This window comes from Mixta intestinalis, from assembly GCF_009914055.1.
GTDB classification, from domain to species: Bacteria; Pseudomonadota; Gammaproteobacteria; order Enterobacterales; family Enterobacteriaceae; genus Mixta; species Mixta intestinalis.
The window spans coordinates 763,256-781,541 of the sequence record NZ_CP028271.1; the positions used below are offsets into that span (position 1 = coordinate 763,256).

At 55.5% G+C, this 18,286-nt stretch carries 19 protein-coding genes and 1 pseudogene; 8 read left to right on the forward strand and 12 right to left on the reverse strand.

Going from position 1 to position 18,286, the window contains the following annotated elements:
* Positions 1-10 precede the first annotated feature (10 nt).
* The 4 genes from potH (at position 11) to rlmC (ending at position 3,586) form a co-directional block, all read left to right on the forward strand.
* A complete protein-coding gene (gene potH, locus C7M51_RS03565) occupies positions 11-955 on the forward strand; it encodes a putrescine ABC transporter permease PotH (RefSeq protein WP_160620535.1) in 945 nt (314 codons plus the stop codon).
* The gene (potI, locus tag C7M51_RS03570; RefSeq protein WP_160620536.1) at positions 952-1,794 is read left to right on the forward strand and encodes a putrescine ABC transporter permease PotI; all 843 of its coding nucleotides are present in this window, start codon (positions 952-954) and stop codon (positions 1,792-1,794) included. The genes potH and potI overlap by 4 nt, the downstream gene beginning before the upstream one ends.
* A 127-nt stretch (positions 1,795-1,921) precedes the next feature.
* Entirely contained in the window at positions 1,922-2,398 is a 477-nt protein-coding gene (locus tag C7M51_RS03575) for a YbjO family protein (protein WP_160620537.1), read from the forward strand.
* A 60-nt stretch (positions 2,399-2,458) separates the two neighbouring features.
* Positions 2,459-3,586 carry a 23S rRNA (uracil(747)-C(5))-methyltransferase RlmC gene (gene rlmC, locus C7M51_RS03580; protein WP_160620538.1) on the forward strand — a complete coding sequence of 376 codons (1,128 nt, stop codon included), beginning with the start codon at positions 2,459-2,461 and terminating at the stop codon, positions 3,584-3,586.
* 45 nt (positions 3,587-3,631) lie between these two features.
* On the opposite strand, the gene C7M51_RS03585 is transcribed toward rlmC, so the two are convergent.
* The 6 genes from C7M51_RS03585 to C7M51_RS03610 all read right to left on the reverse strand — a co-directional run bounded on the left by C7M51_RS03585 (position 3,632) and on the right by C7M51_RS03610 (position 8,134).
* Positions 3,632-4,363 carry an arginine ABC transporter substrate-binding protein gene (locus C7M51_RS03585; protein ID WP_160620539.1) on the reverse strand — a complete coding sequence of 244 codons (732 nt, stop codon included), beginning with the start codon at positions 4,361-4,363 and terminating at the stop codon, positions 3,632-3,634.
* Positions 4,364-4,511: 148 nt separating this feature from the next.
* Positions 4,512-5,180 carry an arginine ABC transporter permease ArtM gene (gene artM / locus C7M51_RS03590; RefSeq protein WP_160620540.1) on the reverse strand — a complete coding sequence of 223 codons (669 nt, stop codon included), beginning with the start codon at positions 5,178-5,180 and terminating at the stop codon, positions 4,512-4,514.
* The gene (gene artQ / locus C7M51_RS03595) at positions 5,180-5,896 is read right to left on the reverse strand and encodes an arginine ABC transporter permease ArtQ (protein WP_160620541.1); all 717 of its coding nucleotides are present in this window, start codon (positions 5,894-5,896) and stop codon (positions 5,180-5,182) included. Before artQ ends, artM begins: the two co-directional genes overlap by 1 nt.
* Positions 5,897-5,900: 4 nt before the next feature.
* Positions 5,901-6,632, reverse strand: coding sequence for an arginine ABC transporter substrate-binding protein (gene artJ / locus C7M51_RS03600; RefSeq protein ID WP_160620542.1), 732 nt, complete (start codon positions 6,630-6,632; stop codon positions 5,901-5,903).
* A gap of 14 nt (positions 6,633-6,646) precedes the next feature.
* Positions 6,647-7,375: an arginine ABC transporter ATP-binding protein ArtP gene (gene artP, locus C7M51_RS03605; RefSeq protein ID WP_160620543.1), complete on the reverse strand. Its 729-nt coding sequence runs from the start codon at positions 7,373-7,375 to the stop codon at positions 6,647-6,649.
* 216 nt (positions 7,376-7,591) lie between these two features.
* Positions 7,592-8,134, reverse strand: a complete 543-nt coding sequence (locus C7M51_RS03610) for a lipoprotein (RefSeq protein WP_160620544.1) — start codon at positions 8,132-8,134, stop codon at positions 7,592-7,594.
* Positions 8,135-8,242: 108 nt separating this feature from the next.
* Here C7M51_RS03610 and C7M51_RS03615 point away from each other — a divergent pair, with 108 nt between their 5' ends.
* Positions 8,243-8,563, forward strand: a complete 321-nt coding sequence (locus C7M51_RS03615) for a heavy metal-binding domain-containing protein (RefSeq protein ID WP_141174599.1) — start codon at positions 8,243-8,245, stop codon at positions 8,561-8,563.
* Positions 8,560-9,381 carry an N-acetylmuramoyl-L-alanine amidase gene (locus C7M51_RS03620; RefSeq protein ID WP_160620545.1) on the forward strand — a complete coding sequence of 274 codons (822 nt, stop codon included), beginning with the start codon at positions 8,560-8,562 and terminating at the stop codon, positions 9,379-9,381. Before C7M51_RS03615 ends, C7M51_RS03620 begins: the two co-directional genes overlap by 4 nt.
* Before the next feature lie 9 nt (positions 9,382-9,390).
* Here C7M51_RS03620 and ltaE read toward each other — a convergent pair whose 3' ends face one another.
* The 5 genes and pseudogenes from ltaE to C7M51_RS03645 form a co-directional block, all read right to left on the reverse strand.
* Positions 9,391-10,392 carry a low-specificity L-threonine aldolase gene (gene ltaE, locus C7M51_RS03625; RefSeq protein WP_160620546.1) on the reverse strand — a complete coding sequence of 334 codons (1,002 nt, stop codon included), beginning with the start codon at positions 10,390-10,392 and terminating at the stop codon, positions 9,391-9,393.
* 59 nt (positions 10,393-10,451) lie between these two features.
* Positions 10,452-12,178, reverse strand: a pseudogene (gene poxB / locus C7M51_RS03630) (ubiquinone-dependent pyruvate dehydrogenase).
* A 118-nt stretch (positions 12,179-12,296) separates the two neighbouring features.
* Entirely contained in the window at positions 12,297-13,286 is a 990-nt protein-coding gene (gene hcr, locus C7M51_RS03635) for an NADH oxidoreductase (protein WP_160620547.1), read from the reverse strand.
* A gap of 3 nt (positions 13,287-13,289) precedes the next feature.
* Entirely contained in the window at positions 13,290-14,939 is a 1,650-nt protein-coding gene (gene hcp, locus C7M51_RS03640; RefSeq protein WP_160620548.1) for a hydroxylamine reductase, read from the reverse strand.
* 151 nt (positions 14,940-15,090) lie between these two features.
* Positions 15,091-15,990 carry a LysO family transporter gene (locus C7M51_RS03645; RefSeq protein ID WP_160620549.1) on the reverse strand — a complete coding sequence of 300 codons (900 nt, stop codon included), beginning with the start codon at positions 15,988-15,990 and terminating at the stop codon, positions 15,091-15,093.
* A 278-nt stretch (positions 15,991-16,268) separates the two neighbouring features.
* Between C7M51_RS03645 and ytfE the strand changes: the two genes are divergently transcribed.
* On the forward strand, positions 16,269-16,937 hold the full coding sequence (ytfE, locus tag C7M51_RS03650) for an iron-sulfur cluster repair protein YtfE (protein WP_160620550.1): 669 nt from the start codon (positions 16,269-16,271) through the stop codon (positions 16,935-16,937).
* Positions 16,938-17,400: 463 nt separating this feature from the next.
* On the opposite strand, the gene cspD is transcribed toward ytfE, so the two are convergent.
* Positions 17,401-17,631, reverse strand: coding sequence for a cold shock-like protein CspD (gene cspD, locus C7M51_RS03655; protein WP_160620551.1), 231 nt, complete (start codon positions 17,629-17,631; stop codon positions 17,401-17,403).
* A 324-nt stretch (positions 17,632-17,955) separates the two neighbouring features.
* Here cspD and clpS point away from each other — a divergent pair, with 324 nt between their 5' ends.
* Positions 17,956-18,276 carry an ATP-dependent Clp protease adapter ClpS gene (gene clpS / locus C7M51_RS03660; protein ID WP_160620552.1) on the forward strand — a complete coding sequence of 107 codons (321 nt, stop codon included), beginning with the start codon at positions 17,956-17,958 and terminating at the stop codon, positions 18,274-18,276.
* Positions 18,277-18,286 lie beyond the last annotated feature (10 nt).

Sequence of the window (18,286 nt, forward strand, 5' to 3'; positions counted from 1 at the left end):
GAGGGCGGATATGAAACAACCTGCTGTCGCGGTGCCGACTGGTGCATTAAGCCGCACGCTGACCCGCTTAAAAATGGCGCACGGACGCAAACTGGCAATCGCGCTGCCTTATCTCTGGCTGGTGCTGTTTTTCCTGCTGCCGTTCCTTATCGTGCTGAAAATCAGCTTTGCTGAGATCGCTCGTGCTATTCCGCCTTACAGCGAACTGATTAGCTGGGCGGATGACCAGCTGACGCTGGTCTTTAACCTGGGCAACTATCTTCAGCTGACTGACGATCCGCTCTATATTGACGCCTATTTGCAGTCGCTAAAAGTGGCGGCGATCTCTACGCTGATCTGTCTGGCAATCGGCTATCCGCTGGCCTGGGCGGTGGCGCACAGCCCCGCCTCGCTGCGTAATATCCTGCTGCTGCTGGTGATCCTGCCCTCCTGGACCTCCTTCCTGGTGCGCGTTTATGCCTGGATGGGCTTACTGAACAGCAACGGAATTCTTAACCGCTTTCTGCTCTGGCTTGGCGTAATCGATCATCCGCTGGCGATCCTCTATACCAATACCGCAGTCTATATCGGTATCGTCTACTGCTATTTGCCGTTTATGGTGCTGCCCATTTATACCGCGCTGACGCGTATCGATTACTCGCTGGTGGAAGCGGCGCTCGATCTCGGCGCACGTCCGCTAAAGACCTTCTTCAGTGTGATCGTGCCGTTGACCAAAAACGGCATTATTGCCGGTTCGATGCTGGTGTTTATTCCGGCGGTAGGGGAGTACGTGATCCCGGAACTGCTGGGTGGCCCGGACAGCATTATGATTGGTCGTATTCTCTGGCAGGAGTTTTTTAATAACCGCGACTGGCCGGTAGCGTCGGCGCTGGCGGTGATTATCCTGTTGATTTTGATTCTGCCGATTATCTGGTTCCACAAGCATCAAAATAAGACGCTGGAGGAGAAGGCATGAGCAATCTGCCCGCTGTTCGTTCGCCGTGGAGGCTGATCATCCTGCTGCTTTGTTTCAGCTTCCTCTATGCGCCGATGCTGCTGCTGGTGGCCTATTCGTTTAACAGCTCACAGCTGGTTACCGTCTGGGAGAGTTTTTCGCTGCACTGGTATCGCGTGCTGTTTCAGGACAGCGCAATGATCGGCGCGGTCACGCTTAGCCTGACCATCGCCGCGCTCAGCGCCACCATGGCGGTGGTGCTGGGCACGCTGGCGGCGGTAGTGATCGTGCGTTTTGGACGTTTTAAAGGTTCTACCGGCTTTGCTTTTATGCTCACCGCGCCGCTGGTGATGCCGGATGTCATTACCGGGCTGTCGCTGCTGCTGTTTGTGGCGATGGGGCACGCCATCGGCTGGCCCAGCGACCGCGGTATGCTGACTATCTGGCTGGCGCACGTGACGTTCTGCACCGCCTATGTTTCGGTGGTGATCAATTCGCGCCTGCGCGAGCTGGATCGCTCTATTGAAGAGGCGGCGATGGATCTTGGCGCAACGCCGTTAAAAGTGTTCTTCGTTATTACCGTCCCGATGATCGCCCCGGCGCTGGTTACCGGCTGGCTGCTGGCGTTTACCTTGTCACTCGATGACCTGGTGATTTCCAGCTTTGTCACCGGTCCTGGCGCAACAACCTTACCGATGGCGATCTTCGCTACCGTGCGACGCGGTGTTAATCCGGAGATTAACGCGCTGGCCTCGTTGATACTGTTTGTGGTGGGACTGGTCGGTTTTATTGCCTGGCGCCTGATGGCGAACGAGGAAAAAAAGCGCGTACGTGATATTCAGAAGGCCAGACGTGGCTAAACGCTGAAACTTTTGCCAATATTGTTTGCAGAGCCTGCGTGTTGTCAGGCCGCGCCCGATGCTGCGTCGGGCGCGTTGTGTCGTCATCCTGGGCGAACAGACTGCTGCGATGGAGGGAGTGCGGATAATGTCGGAAGTTTTCAGAACCGGTAAGGCAGTAGTTCGTCGTCAGCAGGCACCGGTTCCGGTGATAGTGGCCGGGCAGGCGATCATTGCTACCCGCTGTATCAGCGTGCTCCTGTTAGCCAATGAGCTGGGCTATGATGGCGTGGCCGCTTTAGTGCATCGCAGCGCCCAGTCCTGGGATTCCACGCTGATTCTTATTATCAGCCAGCTTATTTTCTGTATCGAACTGCGCTGTGCGCTTACGCTGATGCGCGGTTCGCGACGTGGGCGCTGGGGCTACGCGGTGACGCAGGCGGTGGTGCTGCTTTATATGTGGGCCGCCTCGCTGGGAGGCGTCTATCCAGAAATTTTCAGTATCAGCGGCGTTAACCGCATTGATGTACTGCACAGTCTGATTACGCATAAGATACCCGATCTGTTGTTATTAGCGCTGCTGTTTCTGCCCGCCAGCAGTCGGCAATTTTTTCAGCGCAACTGAGTGGGCTGGTGTTACAATCCTGCCCCGCAACAGGTAATCCCACTCATCACAGGCTAAATCATGCATTGCGCACTTTACGATGCAGACCGCTGTCGCTCCTGCCAGTGGCTGAAAATCCCCTATTCGCAACAGCTGGAACAGAAGCAGGCGCATCTGCAATCGCTGCTGGCCGCGTTTCCGGTCGCGGCATGGCAGACGCCGACAGGTTCGGCGCAGCAGGCGTTTCGTAACAAGGCTAAAATGGTGGTCAGCGGCAGCGTTGAGCGCCCGGTGCTGGGGCTGCTGCAGCGTGACGGCAGCCCGGTGGATCTGACCTCCTGCCCGCTCTATCCCGCCAGTTTTGCGCCAGTGTTCGAGCTGCTGAAGCCGTTTATCGCTCGAGCCGGCCTGACGCCTTATAACGTAGCGCGGCGGCGTGGTGAGCTGAAGTTTCTGCTGCTGAGCGAAAGCACGCTGGATGGCAAGCTGATGCTGCGCTTTGTGCTGCGATCCACCAACAAGCTGGCGCAGCTGCGTGCCGCGCTGCCGTGGTTACAACAGCAACTGCCGCAGCTGTCGGTGATCTCCGCCAATATTCAGCCGGTGCCGATGGCGATACTGGAAGGAGAGGAGGAGATTCCGCTGACGGAAAACCAGGCGCTGGCTGAGCGGTTGAATCACGTTCCGCTTTGGGTGCGTCCGCGCAGTTTCTTTCAAACTAACCCTGCCGTTGCGGCGCAGCTTTACGCCACGGCGCGCCAGTGGGTCAGCGAACTGCCGGTTAAGGCGATGTGGGATCTGTTTTGCGGCGTCGGCGGTTTTGGATTGCATTGTGCCACGCCGGAGATGCAGCTGACCGGCATTGAAATTAGCGCGGAGGCGATCGCCTGTGCGCAACGTTCCGCACAGCAGATTGGGCTGGAGAAGGTGCAGTTTGCGGCGCTGGATTCAACACGCTTTGCCACCGGCGAAGAGGCGGTGCCGGATCTGGTGCTGGTCAATCCGCCACGGCGCGGTATCGGTGCAGAGCTTTGTGCTTACCTGAGCCGGATGGCACCCGCGTGGCTGCTCTATTCCAGCTGTAATGCTGAGAGCATGGCGCAGGATATTGCTCGTCTTGAGGGTTACCATATTTGCCGCGTTCAGCTGTTCGATATGTTCCCCCATACCGCGCATTATGAAGTGCTGACGCTGCTGCAACGTCAATAATATGCCGCGCCGGTCGGGGGGAAAGCTGACCGGCGCGAAGGCCGTTTATTTGGCAAACCACTTGTCGTTGATTTTCTTCAGCGTACCGTCAGCGGTGATGGCATCCAGCGCGCCGTTCAGCTTGCTCAGCAGCGCCTGATTATCAGGACGTACCGCAATGCCCAGCCCAACGCCGAAATATTGCGGATCGGTGACCGCTTTGTCGACCGTACCCAGCTGCGGGTTCTCTTTCAGCCATTCATTGACTACCGCCGTATCGCCGAAGACGCCGTCAAGACGACCGTTTTTCAGATCGAGAATGGCGTTCTGGTAGCTGTCGTAGGCCACGGTGATCACCTCAGGATGTTTATCCTGCATATAGCGCTGGTGCGTAGTGCCGTTTTCCATACCGATGCGTTTGCCTTTCAGCTCCGCCATCGTCTGATATTTATCTTTTGCCGCAATCACGATTGCTGAGTTAGCGTAGTAGGGGCGAGTAAAGGCTACCTGCTTGCTGCGTTCTGGCGTGATATCCATACCGGAAATCACCGCATCGTAGCGACGAAATTTCAGCGCCGGGATCAGGCTGTCGAAGGCGTTATTGGTGAAGGTACAGTCCGCTTTTAGATGCTGGCACAGGGCTTTGGCCAAATCGATATCGAAGCCGACAATTTGATTCTCGCTGCTCATGGATTCAAACGGCGGATAGGTAGCCGAGGACGCAAAACGAATTTTTTCCGCTGCGCCAGCCTGCATTGCCATACCCGCCAGCATGGCGGCCAGTAACCATTTTTTCATCGAAAGCTCTCCTTTTTCTCATTATCATTTTTGCCCGGCGGCGAGAACTAAGATGCCATCTAATGAATGGTTATGCAATTAAAATGTATAATTAATGAAAAAGGCGGGATGTGCCCGCCTTTTTATACGTAATGTAATGCTGCGCGCTTTAGTTGCGGCGTTCAAAAGCCAGGGCGCGATGCTCAATCAAACGCATCAGCAATGTCAGCAGGCCGTTAACGCACAGGTAGATCAGCCCGGCGGCGGCAAACACCATGACATCGTAGGTGCGCCCATAGAGCATCTGACCGTGACCCATCACCTCCATCAGCGTGATGGTATAGGCGAGCGAGGTGCTCTTAAATACCAGCACCACTTCGTTAGAATAAGAGGAGAGGGCGCGCTTAAAGGCGTAGGGCAGCAAAATACGCAGCGTATCCTGGCGCGTCATACCCAGCGCCGCGCAGGATTGCCACTGTCCGGCAGGAATCGCGCGTACCGCACCGTGAAACAGCAGTGTGGTATAGGCGGCGCTGTTAAGCGACAGCGCAAGCAGAGCGCACAGCCAGGGCTGGGAAAAGAGTTGCCACAGCCAGGGGATATTCTGGATAGAAGGGAACTGCCCCGGCCCATAGTAGATTAAGAAAATTTGTACCAGCAGCGGCGTGCCGGTAAACAGCGTGATATAGCCCTTAACCAGCAGATTGATCACCGGTGTTTTCAGCGCCAGTACCACGGTAAACAGCACCGAAAGCACCAGCGCCGCTGCCAGTGAGGCGACCGTCAGCGTCAGGCTGGTATGCAGCCCTTTCAGTAGCTCAGGCAAATAGTCCAGCATCAGCGGTTCCCCCGTTCAAAGCGCGTGGTACGCAGCTCAATACGCTTCAGCACCGCCTGGCTCAGCAGGGTAACGACCAGATAGATCGCTGCCGCCACCAGATACCAGGTAAAAGGTTCCTGGGTTCGCGTGGCGATGCTTCGGGTTTGCAGCATCAGATCGTTAACGCTGATTAGCGAGACCAGCGCGGTATCTTTCAGCAGCACCAGCCACTGGTTGCCCAGCCCCGGCAGGGCGTGACGCCACATCTGCGGCATAATCAACCGGAAAAAGATCGCTGATTTTTTCATACCCAGCGCCTGGCCCGATTCCCACTGACCGATTGGCACCGCCTTCAGTGCGCCGCGCAGCGTCTGTGAAGCGTAGGCGGAGTAGAGGATCGCCAGTGCAATCACGCCGCACAGAAACGGGCTGACGTTGAAATCATCGATCTGCATCTGCACAGGCAGTGTGAACAGGCCGAAATTAATGACAAAGCCATCGGAGAGCATCAGCAGTAGCTGGGAAGCGCCGAAGTAGATAAACAGCACCACCAATATTTCCGGCAGGCCGCGCAGTAGCGTAACCAGACCGGTGCCGAGCCAGGCAATCGGACGCCAGCGTACCGATTCCCAGCCGGCAAACAGCATCGCCAATGCCAGGCCAATCACCAGAGCACATACGGCAAGGCCGACGGTCATCCCGGCGGCGCTTGCGAGAGGAAGGAATTCGTTCATCTAATTACTGCTGGAACCATTTGCTGTAGATGGTTTTATAGGTGCCGTCAGCTTTGATCTTAACCAGCGCCGCGTTGAATTTCTCCTGTAGCGCGCTGTTACCCTGGCGAACGGCAATGCCCAGACCGGTGCCGAAGTAGGCTTTGTCGGTGACCTTGTCGCCTACGGCGGTGAGGTTCGCATTCTGCTTCAGCCATTCGTTTACTACGGCAGTGTCACCGAAGACTGCATCAATACGACCGTTTTTCAGATCGAGGATGGCATTTTGATAGCTGTCATAAGGCACGGTGGTGATATCGCTCTGTTTATCCGTCAGGTATTTCTGATGCGTGGTGCCGTTCTGCACGCCGACGCGTTTGCCTTTCAGCGCGGCGATATCCGCCACTTTGCCTTTTTGCGCAATAAACAGCGCGGAGTTGTCATAGTAAGGTGTGGTGAACAGTACCTGTTTTTCACGCTCCGGTGTGATATCCATGCCTGCCATCACCGCATCGAAACGGCGGAATTTCAGGCTGGGGATCAGGCTGTCAAATGCCTGATTGGTAAAGGTGCAGGTGGCGTCCATCTCTTTACACAGCGCGTTAGCCAGATCGACATCGAAGCCGATAATATTGTTGCTGGAATCAACAAACTCAAACGGAGGATAAGAGGCTTCCGTGGCAAAACGGATCGTCTCAGCGGCAGAGGCGCTCAGGCTGATACCGGCTAACAGGGCAGCAAGAACAATTTTTTTCATCTTTATGGCCTTACTCAGTGCGAGAGATAGTTTGCAAACGCATCGGTTTGCGGCTGTGTAAAACGGCTGGCATCACCTTGCTCAACAATATAGCCGTTCTCCATGTAAACCACACGGCTGGCCGTTTTGCGGGCCACCTCGACTTCATGGGTAACGATAACCTGCGTGATATGGGTTTGCGCCAGTTCGTGAATGATGCTGACAATCTGTGCGGTAATTTCCGGATCGAGCGCGGCAGTCGGCTCATCGAACAGCAGCACCGCTGGCTCCATCATTAAGGCGCGTGCGATAGCGACACGCTGCTGCTGACCGCCGGAAAGCTGTAGCGGAAAGCGATCGGCGTGAGGCGTCAGACGCAGACGCTCAAGCAGCTTATCGGCGCGTGCATGGGCCTGATCTTTATCCAGCCCCAGAACGCGACAGGGCGCTTCAATCAGATTCTGTTTTACCGTCAGGTGCGGCCAAAGATTGTACTGTTGGAACACCATGCCGACATTCTGCCGTAGCTCGCGGATAGCGCTGTCGCCTGGCTTTTGGCTGAAATCAAAATGATGACCGGCGATATCCAGCGTCCCGGAACGCGGCATCTCCAGCAGGTTTAATACGCGCAGGAGCGAACTTTTACCCGCGCCGCTGGGACCCAGCAGCACCAGCGTTTCGCCTTCCGGGCACGTTAGCTGTATGTCGAACAGCGCCTGCTGGGCACCATAAAAGCAATTAATACCGTTAAGTTGAATACTCATGCGCATAAACTGAATAGCAATTGATGCCGCAGATCTTAACGTTGACAGCATAGTTATGCAATCATTGTGCGTTAAAATTTATTAATGAAAAGCAAAATGGCGCAATTTCAGCACAAGATAGCGTACTGTACAAAAGACGCGGTGAATATGCGTGGGGATTTTAATCATTTTATGATAACCATAGCGTCGCCGTTGGGCGACGCGATAAAGGGTAACTTATTTTTCCAGCAGCTGCCCCAGCGTGCCGCCAGCGGAACGCTGCCAGTCTGCGACATAGCGTACGTCATCCACTGTCCAGCAGGTTCCTTCACGCACCATCAGTACCTCATCCTGCCAGCTGACGCGTTTGTCGCCTTCACGCGTCAGGCTAACGCGCAGGGGAATATTACGCGCGTCGGTATTGGGAATGGTGGACGCGTCCGCCACTTTTGCCGTCGTCGGGCCCTGTGCCAGGCTGGAGAAGAGATCGCCCTGACGCCATTCGGCGGGTTTATCACTGCGGGAATTGGCTTTCAACAGGCTTTGATAGAGTTTTTCGCTCAGATAAGGGCGATAGCGCGCCAGCAGCTGATTATCTGGCAGTCCCTGCGTTGGCTGCGCTATGCGCAAATCGTAGAATTTTTGCGCCACGGTATCTGGCCCGCCTTCTACGCATGGTGCCACGCGCGTACCAATATCTTTATAGGCTGGCTCAACGGTGGTACAGGCGCTCAGCAGCATAACAGCAGGTAGCAGGGTGGCAAATGCGGTGTTTTTCATTTCAATTTCCTTATGTCATCAGGCAAGGCTTTGTTTTAGCATAAAGTATAGTCCCGCTTTTTTAACGGTACGGGCTAAACTGTCGCTGAATCAGAAAAGGAGAAAAACATGAAGCTAACTACAACCCCTGGGCTGGAAGGCGAGGTGATTACAGAATATTGTGGCGTGGTCACCGGCGAGGCGATTTTGGGTGCCAATATTTTCCGCGACTTTTTCGCCGGTATTCGCGATATCGTCGGTGGACGCTCCGGTGCCTATGAAAAAGAGCTGCGCAAAGCGCGTCAGCTGGCGTTTGAGGAGATGGAGGCGCAGGCAAAAACGCTGGGCGCTAACGCTATTGTCGGCATCGATATCGATTATGAAACCGTCGGTAAAGACAGCAGCATGCTGATGGTCAGCGTTAGCGGTACGGCGGTGAAAACGCGGTGAAACGCGGCGTTGTATTGATACTGACGCTGCTGCTGGCTGGCTGTGGTTCCAGCGGCCTGCAACAGCGTCAGGGCTACAGCGTGGATACGCGTCATACCGCGCTGGGTGCCAGGCCGCGCATAAAAAGCGTGGTGATCCACTATACGGCGGAAGATTTCCCCACTTCGCTGGCGACGCTGACGGATAATGCGGTCAGCGTGCACTACCTGATTCCAGCCCATCCGCCGCAGCATCGCGGTACGCCATTAATCTTGCAGCTGGTGCCAGAAGTGCAGCTTGCCTGGCATGCCGGGGCTAGCTACTGGCGCGGCGCGACACGCCTTAACGATACCTCAGTCGGTATTGAGCTGGTGAATGCGGGCTATCGCTACACGCCACAGGGCAGGGAGTTTTATCCCTTTGCCCCGCAGCAGATCGATGCGTTGCTGCCGCTGCTGCGTGATTTAACACAGCGCTACGGCATTGAGCCGCAAAATATTGTCGGGCACAGCGATATTGCGCCGCAGCGTAAGCAGGATCCCGGCCCGCGTTTTCCGTGGGCTCGGCTGGCGGAGCAGGGCATCGGTGCCTGGCCGGAAGGTTCAAGGGTGAAGGCGCTGTTACAGGGGCGCGATCCGCATCAGCCGGTGGCGCAGGAAGCGCTGCTGGCGCTGCTGGCTCGTTATGGTTATCAGGTGGAAGCAGCCCTGACGCCGACAGAGCGGCAAAACCTGATTGCCGCTTTTCAGATGCATTTTCGGCCCGCCGACTATCGGGGGCTGGCCGATGCGGAAACGCTGGCGATTGCTCAGGCGCTGGTGGAGAAATATGGCGAGTAAAGGCGGCGCTTACTGTGCCGCAAGGAAAGCCTTCCACTGGGTGATGACCTGCTGTAACGCAGCGCGATCGACATCCAGATGGGTAACCAGCCGCGTAACCGGCGCTGCCGAGATCAGGATATTGCGCGCCCGCATCCACGCCTGGAGCGGCGCTACCTGTTCCGGTGGCAGTTGCGCAAAGACCATATTGGTATGCTGGCTGACAGTAATACCCAGCGCCTGGAGCTGTTCTGCCAGCCAGCGGGCATTCTCATGATCTTCCTGTAGCCGCGTCACGTTATTTTCCAGCGCATAGCTTCCCGCCGCAGCCAGAATGCCCGCCTGGCGCATACCGCCACCGGTCATTTTGCGCCAGCGGCGCGCGCGCTGAATATAGTCTGCATCGCCGCACAGCAACGAACCTACCGGCGCACCCAGCCCTTTCGACAGGCAGATAGTTAACGTATCGCAATAGCAGGAGAGGGAGGATAGCGGCAGCTCCAGCGCGACCGTAGCGTTAAAAATGCGCGCGCCGTCGATATGCAGCGCCAGCTGTCGCTCACGCGTAAAGCGCCAGGCTTCAGCCAGATAAGCAACGGGCAATACGCGCCCGCCGAAGGTATTCTCCAGGCTTAGCAGGCGGGTACGGGCAAAATGCATATCGTCAGGCTTGATCGCCGCCGCCACCTTTTCCAACGGCAGCGTGCCATCTTCCGCCGCCTCAATCGGCTGTGGCTGAATGCTGCCCAGCACCGCCGCGCCGCCCGCTTCATATTTATAGTTATGTGCCTGCTGCCCGACGATGTATTCATCGCCGCGCTGACAGTGAGAGAGCAGGGCAACCAGGTTGGCCTGGGTACCGGTAGGTAAAAACAGCGCCGCCGCTTTGCCACTCAGGTGGGCCGCTTCCGCCTCCAGCGCGTTAACGCCAGGGTCGTCGCCATAAACATCGTCACCGGTGCGGGCGGAAACCATGGCCGACAGCATGGCCGGTGATGGACGGGTAACCGTATCACTGCGTAAATCTATCAACGGGATGCTCCTCAAAAAAACGGGCACCCGTGTGCCCGTACAGAAGGGGGAGTTCTGTTTTACCGCAGCCAGTTGGTTTTTGCCAGCTCCACCACCTCATCGCCGCGACCGTTGATAATGGCGCGCAGCATATAGAGGCTGAAGCCTTTTGCCTGCTCCATTTTAATTTGTGGCGGCATCGCCAGTTCCTCTTTCGCCGTGATGACATCCAGTAATACCGGACCGTCATGCGCAAACGCTTCCTGAATGGCGCTATCGAGATCGGCGGCGTGCTCTACCCGAATGCCTTTAACGCCGCAGGCGCCAGCGATAGCGGCAAAGTCTGGATTATCTAAATCGGTACCGTCGGTCAGATAGCCGCCCGCCTTCATCTCCATCGCCACAAAGCCAAGCACGCTGTTATTGAACACCACCAGCTTTACCGGCAGCTTTAGCTGCGCCACGGTAATAAAATCGCCCATCAGCATACTGAAGCCGCCGTCGCCGCACATCGCTACCACCTGACGCCTGGGATCCAGAGCCTGCGCGCCTAACGCCTGTGGCATGGCGTTCGCCATCGAACCGTGATTAAAAGAGCCCAGCAGACGGCGCCTGCCGTTCATTTTCAGGTAGCGTGCCGCCCAGACCGTTGGTGTGCCGACATCACAGGTGAAAACCGCATCGTCGGCGGCGAAGTCGCTGAGCCGCTGCGCCAGATATTGCGGATGGATCAGCTGTTTATCATTTGGCTGCGCCAGATCGTCCAGCCCTTTACGTGCGTCAGCGTAGTGCTCCAGCGCCGTTTCCAGAAACGTTTGATCGACTTTGGTTTCCAGCCGTGGCAGCAGCGCGTTAATTGTTGCTTTCACGTCACCCACTAAAGCCATGTCAACATGGCAGTGTGCACCGATGCGACCAGGAGAGATATCAAGCTGAATAATTTTTGCGTTTGTAGGGTAGAAGGCGCGATAGGGGAACTGGGTGCCGAGCAGAGCAGCACCAGCGTATCGGCGTTCATCATGGCGTGATAGCCGGAGGAGAAGCCGATTAGCCCGGTCATACCGACGCTGTAAGGATTATCGTACTCAATATGCTCTTTGCCGCGCAGCGCATGTACCACCGGCGCTTTCAACGCGGCGGCCAGTTCGATCACCTGTTGATGCGCGCCCGCACAGCCGCTGCCGCACATTAGCGTGATGTTTTGCGATTCATTCAGCAGCGCAGCCAGCTTTTCCAGTTCGCTTTCAGGTGGCTGAATAACCGGTTGCTGTGGCGGATACCAGGCGGAGGAGGCCTCTTCCGGCGCGGGTTTCAGCGCCACATCGCCTGGCAGTACCACTACGGAGACGCCACGGTTGAGGATCGCCTGGCGCATGGCGATGCCCAGCACCTGAGGTAACTGTTCAGGGTTAGAGACCAGCTCGCAGTAGTGGCTGCACTCGCGGAATAATTCCTGGGGATGGGTTTCCTGAAAATAACCGCTGCCGATTTCGCTGGAGGGAATGTGCGCGGCGATAGCTAACACCGGCACATGATTACGATGGCAGTCAAACAGGCCGTTAATCAGATGCAGATTGCCCGGCCCGCATGAACCGGCGCATACCGCCAGCTGACCGCTGATTTGCGCTTCGGCACCGGCGGCAAAGGCGGCAACCTCTTCGTGACGCGTGGGCATCCAGTCAATGGTGCCCATGCGGTTGAGGCTGTCGCTCAGCCCGTTCAGGGAGTCGCCGGTGACTCCCCAGATACGTTTGACGCCAGCACTTTCCAGCGTTTGCGCAATCAGCGCGGCAACGGTTTGTTTCATAGTGGCTCCTTACTATTGTGAGCTATCATCCCACTGACGAGACTTCGCGAATGCTGAAAGTCTAGTCAATGGACAATGAAGCCGACAGGCCACTATGAAACCAGGTGTGTCAGTACTGTCAGGCCAGTTCGATATCTCCCGCTGGCTGACAGCTACAGGCCAGCACATAACCGGCAGCGATTTCCGCTTCGGTCAGGCCAGTGGTACTGCTGGTCTGATATTCGCCACGGGCAACGCGTGTTTTACAGCAGCCGCATACCCCGGCGCGGCAGACCGCTTCTACCGGCACTTTATGCTGTTCCATCGCTGCCAGTAGCGACCAGCCAGCCGGGAACTCTGCACCCTGTAGCGGCAGTGAAGCGCTGCTCAGACGATAGCGCACGCCGCTGTCGTTCTCTTCTTCCGGCGCGGCAGCGGTAAACTGCTCACGCAGCACCTTGACCGCGCCAGCCGCACGCACATCGCTCTCCGCCTGATCCATATAAGGCTGCGGGCCGCACATCATTACGGTACGGCGCGCCATATCCGGCACCTGCTGGGCCAGAATATCGCGCGTCAGACGTCCGGCAAGCATCTGCGCTTCCGGCTGCTGTTCCGCGATAATGGTCAGTTTCAGCCAGCTGCTGAGCTGCTGTAACTCTTCGGCAAAGATCACGTCGCGCGGCGAACGCACGCTGTAGATCAGCTGTACGTCCGTTTCCGGGCGGTTGTGGTGCAGCCAGCGCGCCATTGACATGATCGGAGTAATACCGCAGCCTGCCGCTAACAGCAGATAGTGCGAAGAGGGATGCTGTTCGCAGCTAAAGCTGCCCTGCGGATCGGATAACCAGACGTAATCGCCCGGTTTAACCTGCTGCGTCAGCCAGCCGGAGCCTTTACCCTGTTCAATGTAACGGATAGTCAGGGTGATAAAGCGGCTCTGGCCCGGGGTGGAAGAGAGCGTATAGGCACGCACCTCTTCGCTGTTGCCGATGCGCACCAGCGCAAACTGACCCGCCTGCCAGCGGTAGAAATCGTGATCGATTAGCGCCAGCGTCCAGACATCCGGCGTTTCCTGGATAACATGGTGAACCTGCATGCGCCAGGGACAAAGCGTCGTGATATTCATGGTTTACTCCTGTGTCCCCAGAATGGAAGCAAGATCGTTTTCTGCCGTGGTCACCGGGATCATACCGAACTCTTTTTCCAGAATGGCGAGCAGGTTGTCGGTCAGGAAGGCTGGTGCGGTTGGGCCGGTGCGGATATTTTTCACACCAAGTGCCAGCAGCGTCAGCAGCACCACAATGGCTTTTTGTTCGAACCAGGAGAGGATCAGCGACAGCGGCAGGTCGTTAACGCCACAGTTCAGTTTTTCCGCCAGTTTCACTGCCAGTACGATAGCGGAATAGCTGTCGTTACACTGACCGACATCCAGCAGGCGCGGCAGGCCTTCCAGCGTACCGAAATCAAGTTTATTGAAGCGATATTTACCGCAGGCCAGCGTCAGGATCAGGCAATCTTTCGGTACCGCCATTGCCAGATCGGTGTAGTAGCTGCGTTTGTCACGGCTACCGTCACAGCCGCCCACCAGGAAGACGTGGCGCAGTTTTTTCTGCGTGGCTAAATCGATAATGGAGTCGCAGGCATCAAGCAGCACGCGGCGACCGAAGCCAACGGTAATTTCATGCGGGATTTCATCCCACGGGAAGCCCGCCATGCTCTGCGCCTGTTCGATAACCGGTGTGAAATCATCGCCATCAAGGTGGTTAACGCCCGGCCAGCCGACGATGCTGCGCGTCCAGATACGGCTGTCGTAGTCGCCAACGGTCGGATCGATGATGCAGTTAGAGGTCATCACAATTGGGCCAGGGAAACGGGCAAACTCGGTCTGTTGGTTTTGCCAGCCGCTACCGTAGTTACCTACCAGGTGCGGATATTTGTTCAGCCCCGGATAGCCGTGAGCCGGCAGCATCTCACCGTGGGTGTAGACATTAATACCGGTGCCTTCGGTCTGTTCCAGCAGCAGCTGTAGATCTTTCAGGTCGTGACCGGAAATCAGGATCGCTTTACCCGCTACCGGGCGTACGTTGACCTGTACCGGCTGCGGATCGCCGTAGGTGGTGGTTTGCGCTTCATCCAGCATTTCCATGATGGTGAAGTTCATTTTACCAATGTGCATCGCCTCGGCCAGCAGCTCTTCGATGTTATTCGGACGGGTGCCGAGCCATGCCATGATCTGGTGATACTGTTTATAAATATCGTTATCGTAGCGGCCATGAACGTGAGCATGTTCCATATAGGCGGCGGCGCCTTTCAGGCCGTACAGGCAGAGCAGACGCAGACCGACCACATCTTCATGATCTTCACCGGCATTCAGAGCGAATGCATGCGCCTGCTGCTGCAGGATTTCAGCATCGTTGCTGTTAAGCGTCAGGTTAGCCAGCGGATGTTCAGGCTCCGTCAGGCCCAGCAGCGAGCAGCGTGCTTTCAGGCGGTCGCGATAGATTTGCGCCTGAAAAGCGAAATCGATAATGCGACTGGAGTCGAAGTTAACGTTCGTCAGCGTTGAGAAAAAAGCACGTGGTGCGAAACTGTCAATCTCATGCTCGATAATGCCTTCCGTCCGCGCGTGTAATGCCCATGCGGAAAGACTTTGCAGGACAGCGATCAGCAGATCCTGAAGATCGGAGGTTTGCGCGGTTTTGCCACACATGCCCTGCGCCCAGGCGCAGCCATTGCCCGCGGGGGTTCTTATGGTTTGCTCACATTGAATACAGAACATAATATCGTCTCTTTATAAGTTGTATTTCAAATGCAACTTATAAACGATCACCTGGGGTAGCAGGCAAGCAGAGCCTGAAATAATTGCATCTGATTTGATCTAAAGCAAAAGGGAAGCGGCGGCTGACACGCTTTTGCCAGCCCTGTCCGTTTCAGGATGAAAACAACGCGATCAGCACTGGTGCCGCGAGGCTGAGCGCAAAGCCATGCACGATAGCTGCCGGTACGATCTCAAGGCCACCGGAGCGCTGTAATACAGGAAGGGTAAAGTCCATTGAGGTGGCACCGCACAGGCCCAGCGCGCTTGAGCGATGCCGCCGAATCAGTACCGGTATTAGCATAATCGCCAGCAGCTCGCGCATCAGGTCGTTAAAGAAGGCGGCGCTGCCGATGACCGGCCCGAAGCTTTCGCTCATCAAAATGCCGGAAAGCGAGTACCAGCCGTAGCCGCTGGCCAGCGCCAGACCGGTCGTTAGCGGCAGGCCCAGCACCAACGCGGCCAGTGCGCCGCCGACAAAGGCGCTCAGGCAAACGACGATGGCTACCATCATGCCACGGCGGTTTAAGACGATTTGCCGCAGCGTCATACCGCTGCCGCGCAGCTGCAAACCAACCAGAAACAGCAGAAAAAACAGGGCGTACTCGCTTGCCTGTGTGGCATGATGCAACACCTTCCAGCCGGTCAGGCCGAGCAAAAAGCCCAGCACTACCACGCCCAACAGCTTTAGCGACTCCAGCGCCATATGCAGCCGTGACGGCAGCGCTTCTTGCTGATGTTGATGATGCCAGGGAGACCTTTTTTCCAGCAGGCGCAGCGCAATAAGATTGCAGGCCAGAATAGCGATGACGCTGACGACAGCGATATGCAGAATCGCCAGCAGGTTTGCCGCCAGGTTGTCCAGAAATGCCAGGCTGATACCCATAAAAAAGAGAATGATATAAACCATCCAGCTTAGCAGGCGGTTAACCGCGCGTTGCAGCATGGCAGATTTCAGCGGCAGCAGATAGCCGATAATCAACGGCAGAAGAATAATAAGCAGGCCTGAGTACATATCCCTGTGAAATCCGTAAATAAATTTGATGATCGTCACGCTAGCTAAAAAACCGTACGGCGTAAAGCGTAACCTGAAAACGACCTGCTTCTCTGGCGCATGAGGCGCGTGCTGATATGGATGGTTAACGCCACTTAACCCGTTCTTTTAGCTGTATCCCCCATATGGTGTAATTTTTTCAATCTGAGCTTTTTTGTCCCGGCTGCGGGAAAATAATCTGGTTTTCCCTAAAAGATGTATTTAATATGCAACTTATAAATCCATGTGAGGTAAAGGTCATGTCATTACGCACAACATCTTTAGGTGAAATTGCCATTGCAATCCCTGGTTCCACCGCGCTGTTTCATAAATACGATCTTGATTTCTGCTGCGGCGGCAAACATACGCTGGCTGAGATGGCTGAACGACGCGGCCTGGATATCGATAAAATTGAGCAAGAGCTACAGCAGCTGACCCGGCAAGAAACCAACAACGATGAAAACTGGCGTGAAGCGCCGCTTGCTGAGCTGATCGATCATATCATTACGCGTTATCACGATGGGCATCGTCAGCAGCTACCCGATCTGATTGCCATGGCGGAAAAAGTGGAGCGCGTGCACGGTGCAAAAGCGGCCTGTCCTCGCGGTCTGACCAAAGTCATTGACGAGGTCTATCAGCACCTCAGCGAACATATGATGAAAGAAGAGCGTGTACTGTTCCCGATGATCAAACAGGGTTTTGGCTCACGCGCTTCCGATCCGATCGCGGTGATGGAATTTGAACACAACGAAGCGGGCGAACAGCTGGAAGTGATCAAATCACTGACCAACAACCTGACGCCGCCGGAAGAGGCCTGCACCACCTGGCGCGCGCTCTACAGCGGTATCGATAATTTTATTCAGGAACTGATGCAGCATATCCACCTGGAAAATAACCTGCTGTTCCCACGCGCGCTGCGTGGCGAGTAATAAACGCTGCGTTAATCATGACAGAGGCTCTGCATTGCGGAGCCTTTATTCTTTCAATAGCGTCTTCGCCTCTGCCGTTTTTTCAGCCTGTTGTGCCATCCTTTCCTCAGCATTAATGCAGTAATAATCCAGCGCTCTTAACGTTATTTTTTTCTGGTGGCGGGCATCGTCCTACCTTACAGACAGCAGCAAAAAAATAACGCGATGCATCAGTGGGATAAGGTATCGGGGCACAAAGGGTGTAGCGCACGCTGGCGCAATAACTATGCTGTATAGCGTATTTGCGCCGCCATCGTATCAATAAGCAAAAAGACGTTGCTGGCGTGACAGGAAAATGCGGGGCAGGGTTGAAATGGCAGCGGGCGTCCCCACCTCTGTTTGGTCTCCATCGTAAGTAATAAAAATGCCAGCGTCCATGACTGGCATTTTTTAGTCGGGTTGTACAGAATGTGTCAGCACAGGTTCAGGCCCGGGCGCCTTCAGTCGCCGCTTCAAGCGGAACGATAAGGCTGGCGTGATTACCTTTAGGTCCTTGATGGACAGCAAACTGTACCGGTTGTCCGGCTTTTAGCGTCCTGTATCCCTCCATCTGAATTGAGGAATAGTGGGCAAAGATATCATCGCCGCCGTCGATCGGGCAGATGAAGCCGAATCCTTTGGCATTGTTGAACCATTTAACTGTACCCTTCTCCATACTTCTGGTTCCCTCGCAAGACGTTTTTTACTGAATAAGTGAGGTCGTCAAAGCTGCGTTGAGTTGTTTAAAACTCAATCAGCTGGAGCTTGTAGAATGTAAAGAAACAGGGTAAAGCGTCAAGCTATCGACAGGTTCATCTATCGATCAAATCGTCAAACTTTGAGGCAGTTAACGCTATTTCTGATTTTGTGATAGCGGTCGCGCTGACGGAGCGGCGGATATTTTTTCACCCGCGCGAAGCCTGACGGCGTGCGTGTTACAATTATGGTATGGCGCGGAGTTTTTCGTGCCGGCGCGCAATACAGATTACGATGGAATTCTATGGGAAACACTAACGACTGGCTTAACTTTGAACATCTGGCGGAAGAGAAACTGCGTGAAGGTCTGCAACCGCCTTCGATGTATAAAGTTATACTCAACAATGACGATTACACACCAATGGAATTTGTGGTTGACGTACTGCAAAAGTTCTTTTCTTATGATATTGAGCGTGCAACGCAACTGATGCTCAGGGTGCATTATCAGGGCAAGGCGATCTGCGGCGTTTTTACCGCAGAAGTGGCGGAAACCAAGGTTGCGCAGGTCAATCGCTACGCGAAGGAAAATGAGCATCCGTTGCTGTGTACGCTGGAAAAAGCCTGATCGGCCTTGT

Coding starts and splice junctions, on each gene's coding strand:
- artM (WP_160620540.1), bottom strand. CDS start 5,180: ATGCTGGACTATTTGCCTGAGCTACTGAAAGGGCTGCATACCAGCCTG.
- ytfE (WP_160620550.1), top strand. CDS start 16,269: ATGTCATTACGCACAACATCTTTAGGTGAAATTGCCATTGCAATCCCT.
- artJ (WP_160620542.1), bottom strand. CDS start 6,632: ATGAAAAAAATTGTTCTTGCTGCCCTGTTAGCCGGTATCAGCCTGAGC.
- hcp (WP_160620548.1), bottom strand. CDS start 14,939: ATGTTCTGTATTCAATGTGAGCAAACCATAAGAACCCCCGCGGGCAAT.
- artQ (WP_160620541.1), bottom strand. CDS start 5,896: ATGAACGAATTCCTTCCTCTCGCAAGCGCCGCCGGGATGACCGTCGGC.
- potH (WP_160620535.1), top strand. CDS start 11: ATGAAACAACCTGCTGTCGCGGTGCCGACTGGTGCATTAAGCCGCACG.
- C7M51_RS03610 (WP_160620544.1), bottom strand. CDS start 8,134: ATGAAAAACACCGCATTTGCCACCCTGCTACCTGCTGTTATGCTGCTG.
- C7M51_RS03585 (WP_160620539.1), bottom strand. CDS start 4,363: ATGAAAAAATGGTTACTGGCCGCCATGCTGGCGGGTATGGCAATGCAG.
- C7M51_RS03645 (WP_160620549.1), bottom strand. CDS start 15,990: ATGTACTCAGGCCTGCTTATTATTCTTCTGCCGTTGATTATCGGCTAT.
- potI (WP_160620536.1), top strand. CDS start 952: ATGAGCAATCTGCCCGCTGTTCGTTCGCCGTGGAGGCTGATCATCCTG.
- clpS (WP_160620552.1), top strand. CDS start 17,956: ATGGGAAACACTAACGACTGGCTTAACTTTGAACATCTGGCGGAAGAG.
- C7M51_RS03615 (WP_141174599.1), top strand. CDS start 8,243: ATGAAGCTAACTACAACCCCTGGGCTGGAAGGCGAGGTGATTACAGAA.
- artP (WP_160620543.1), bottom strand. CDS start 7,375: ATGAGTATTCAACTTAACGGTATTAATTGCTTTTATGGTGCCCAGCAG.
- hcr (WP_160620547.1), bottom strand. CDS start 13,286: ATGAATATCACGACGCTTTGTCCCTGGCGCATGCAGGTTCACCATGTT.
- C7M51_RS03575 (WP_160620537.1), top strand. CDS start 1,922: ATGTCGGAAGTTTTCAGAACCGGTAAGGCAGTAGTTCGTCGTCAGCAG.
- rlmC (WP_160620538.1), top strand. CDS start 2,459: ATGCATTGCGCACTTTACGATGCAGACCGCTGTCGCTCCTGCCAGTGG.
- cspD (WP_160620551.1), bottom strand. CDS start 17,631: ATGGAGAAGGGTACAGTTAAATGGTTCAACAATGCCAAAGGATTCGGC.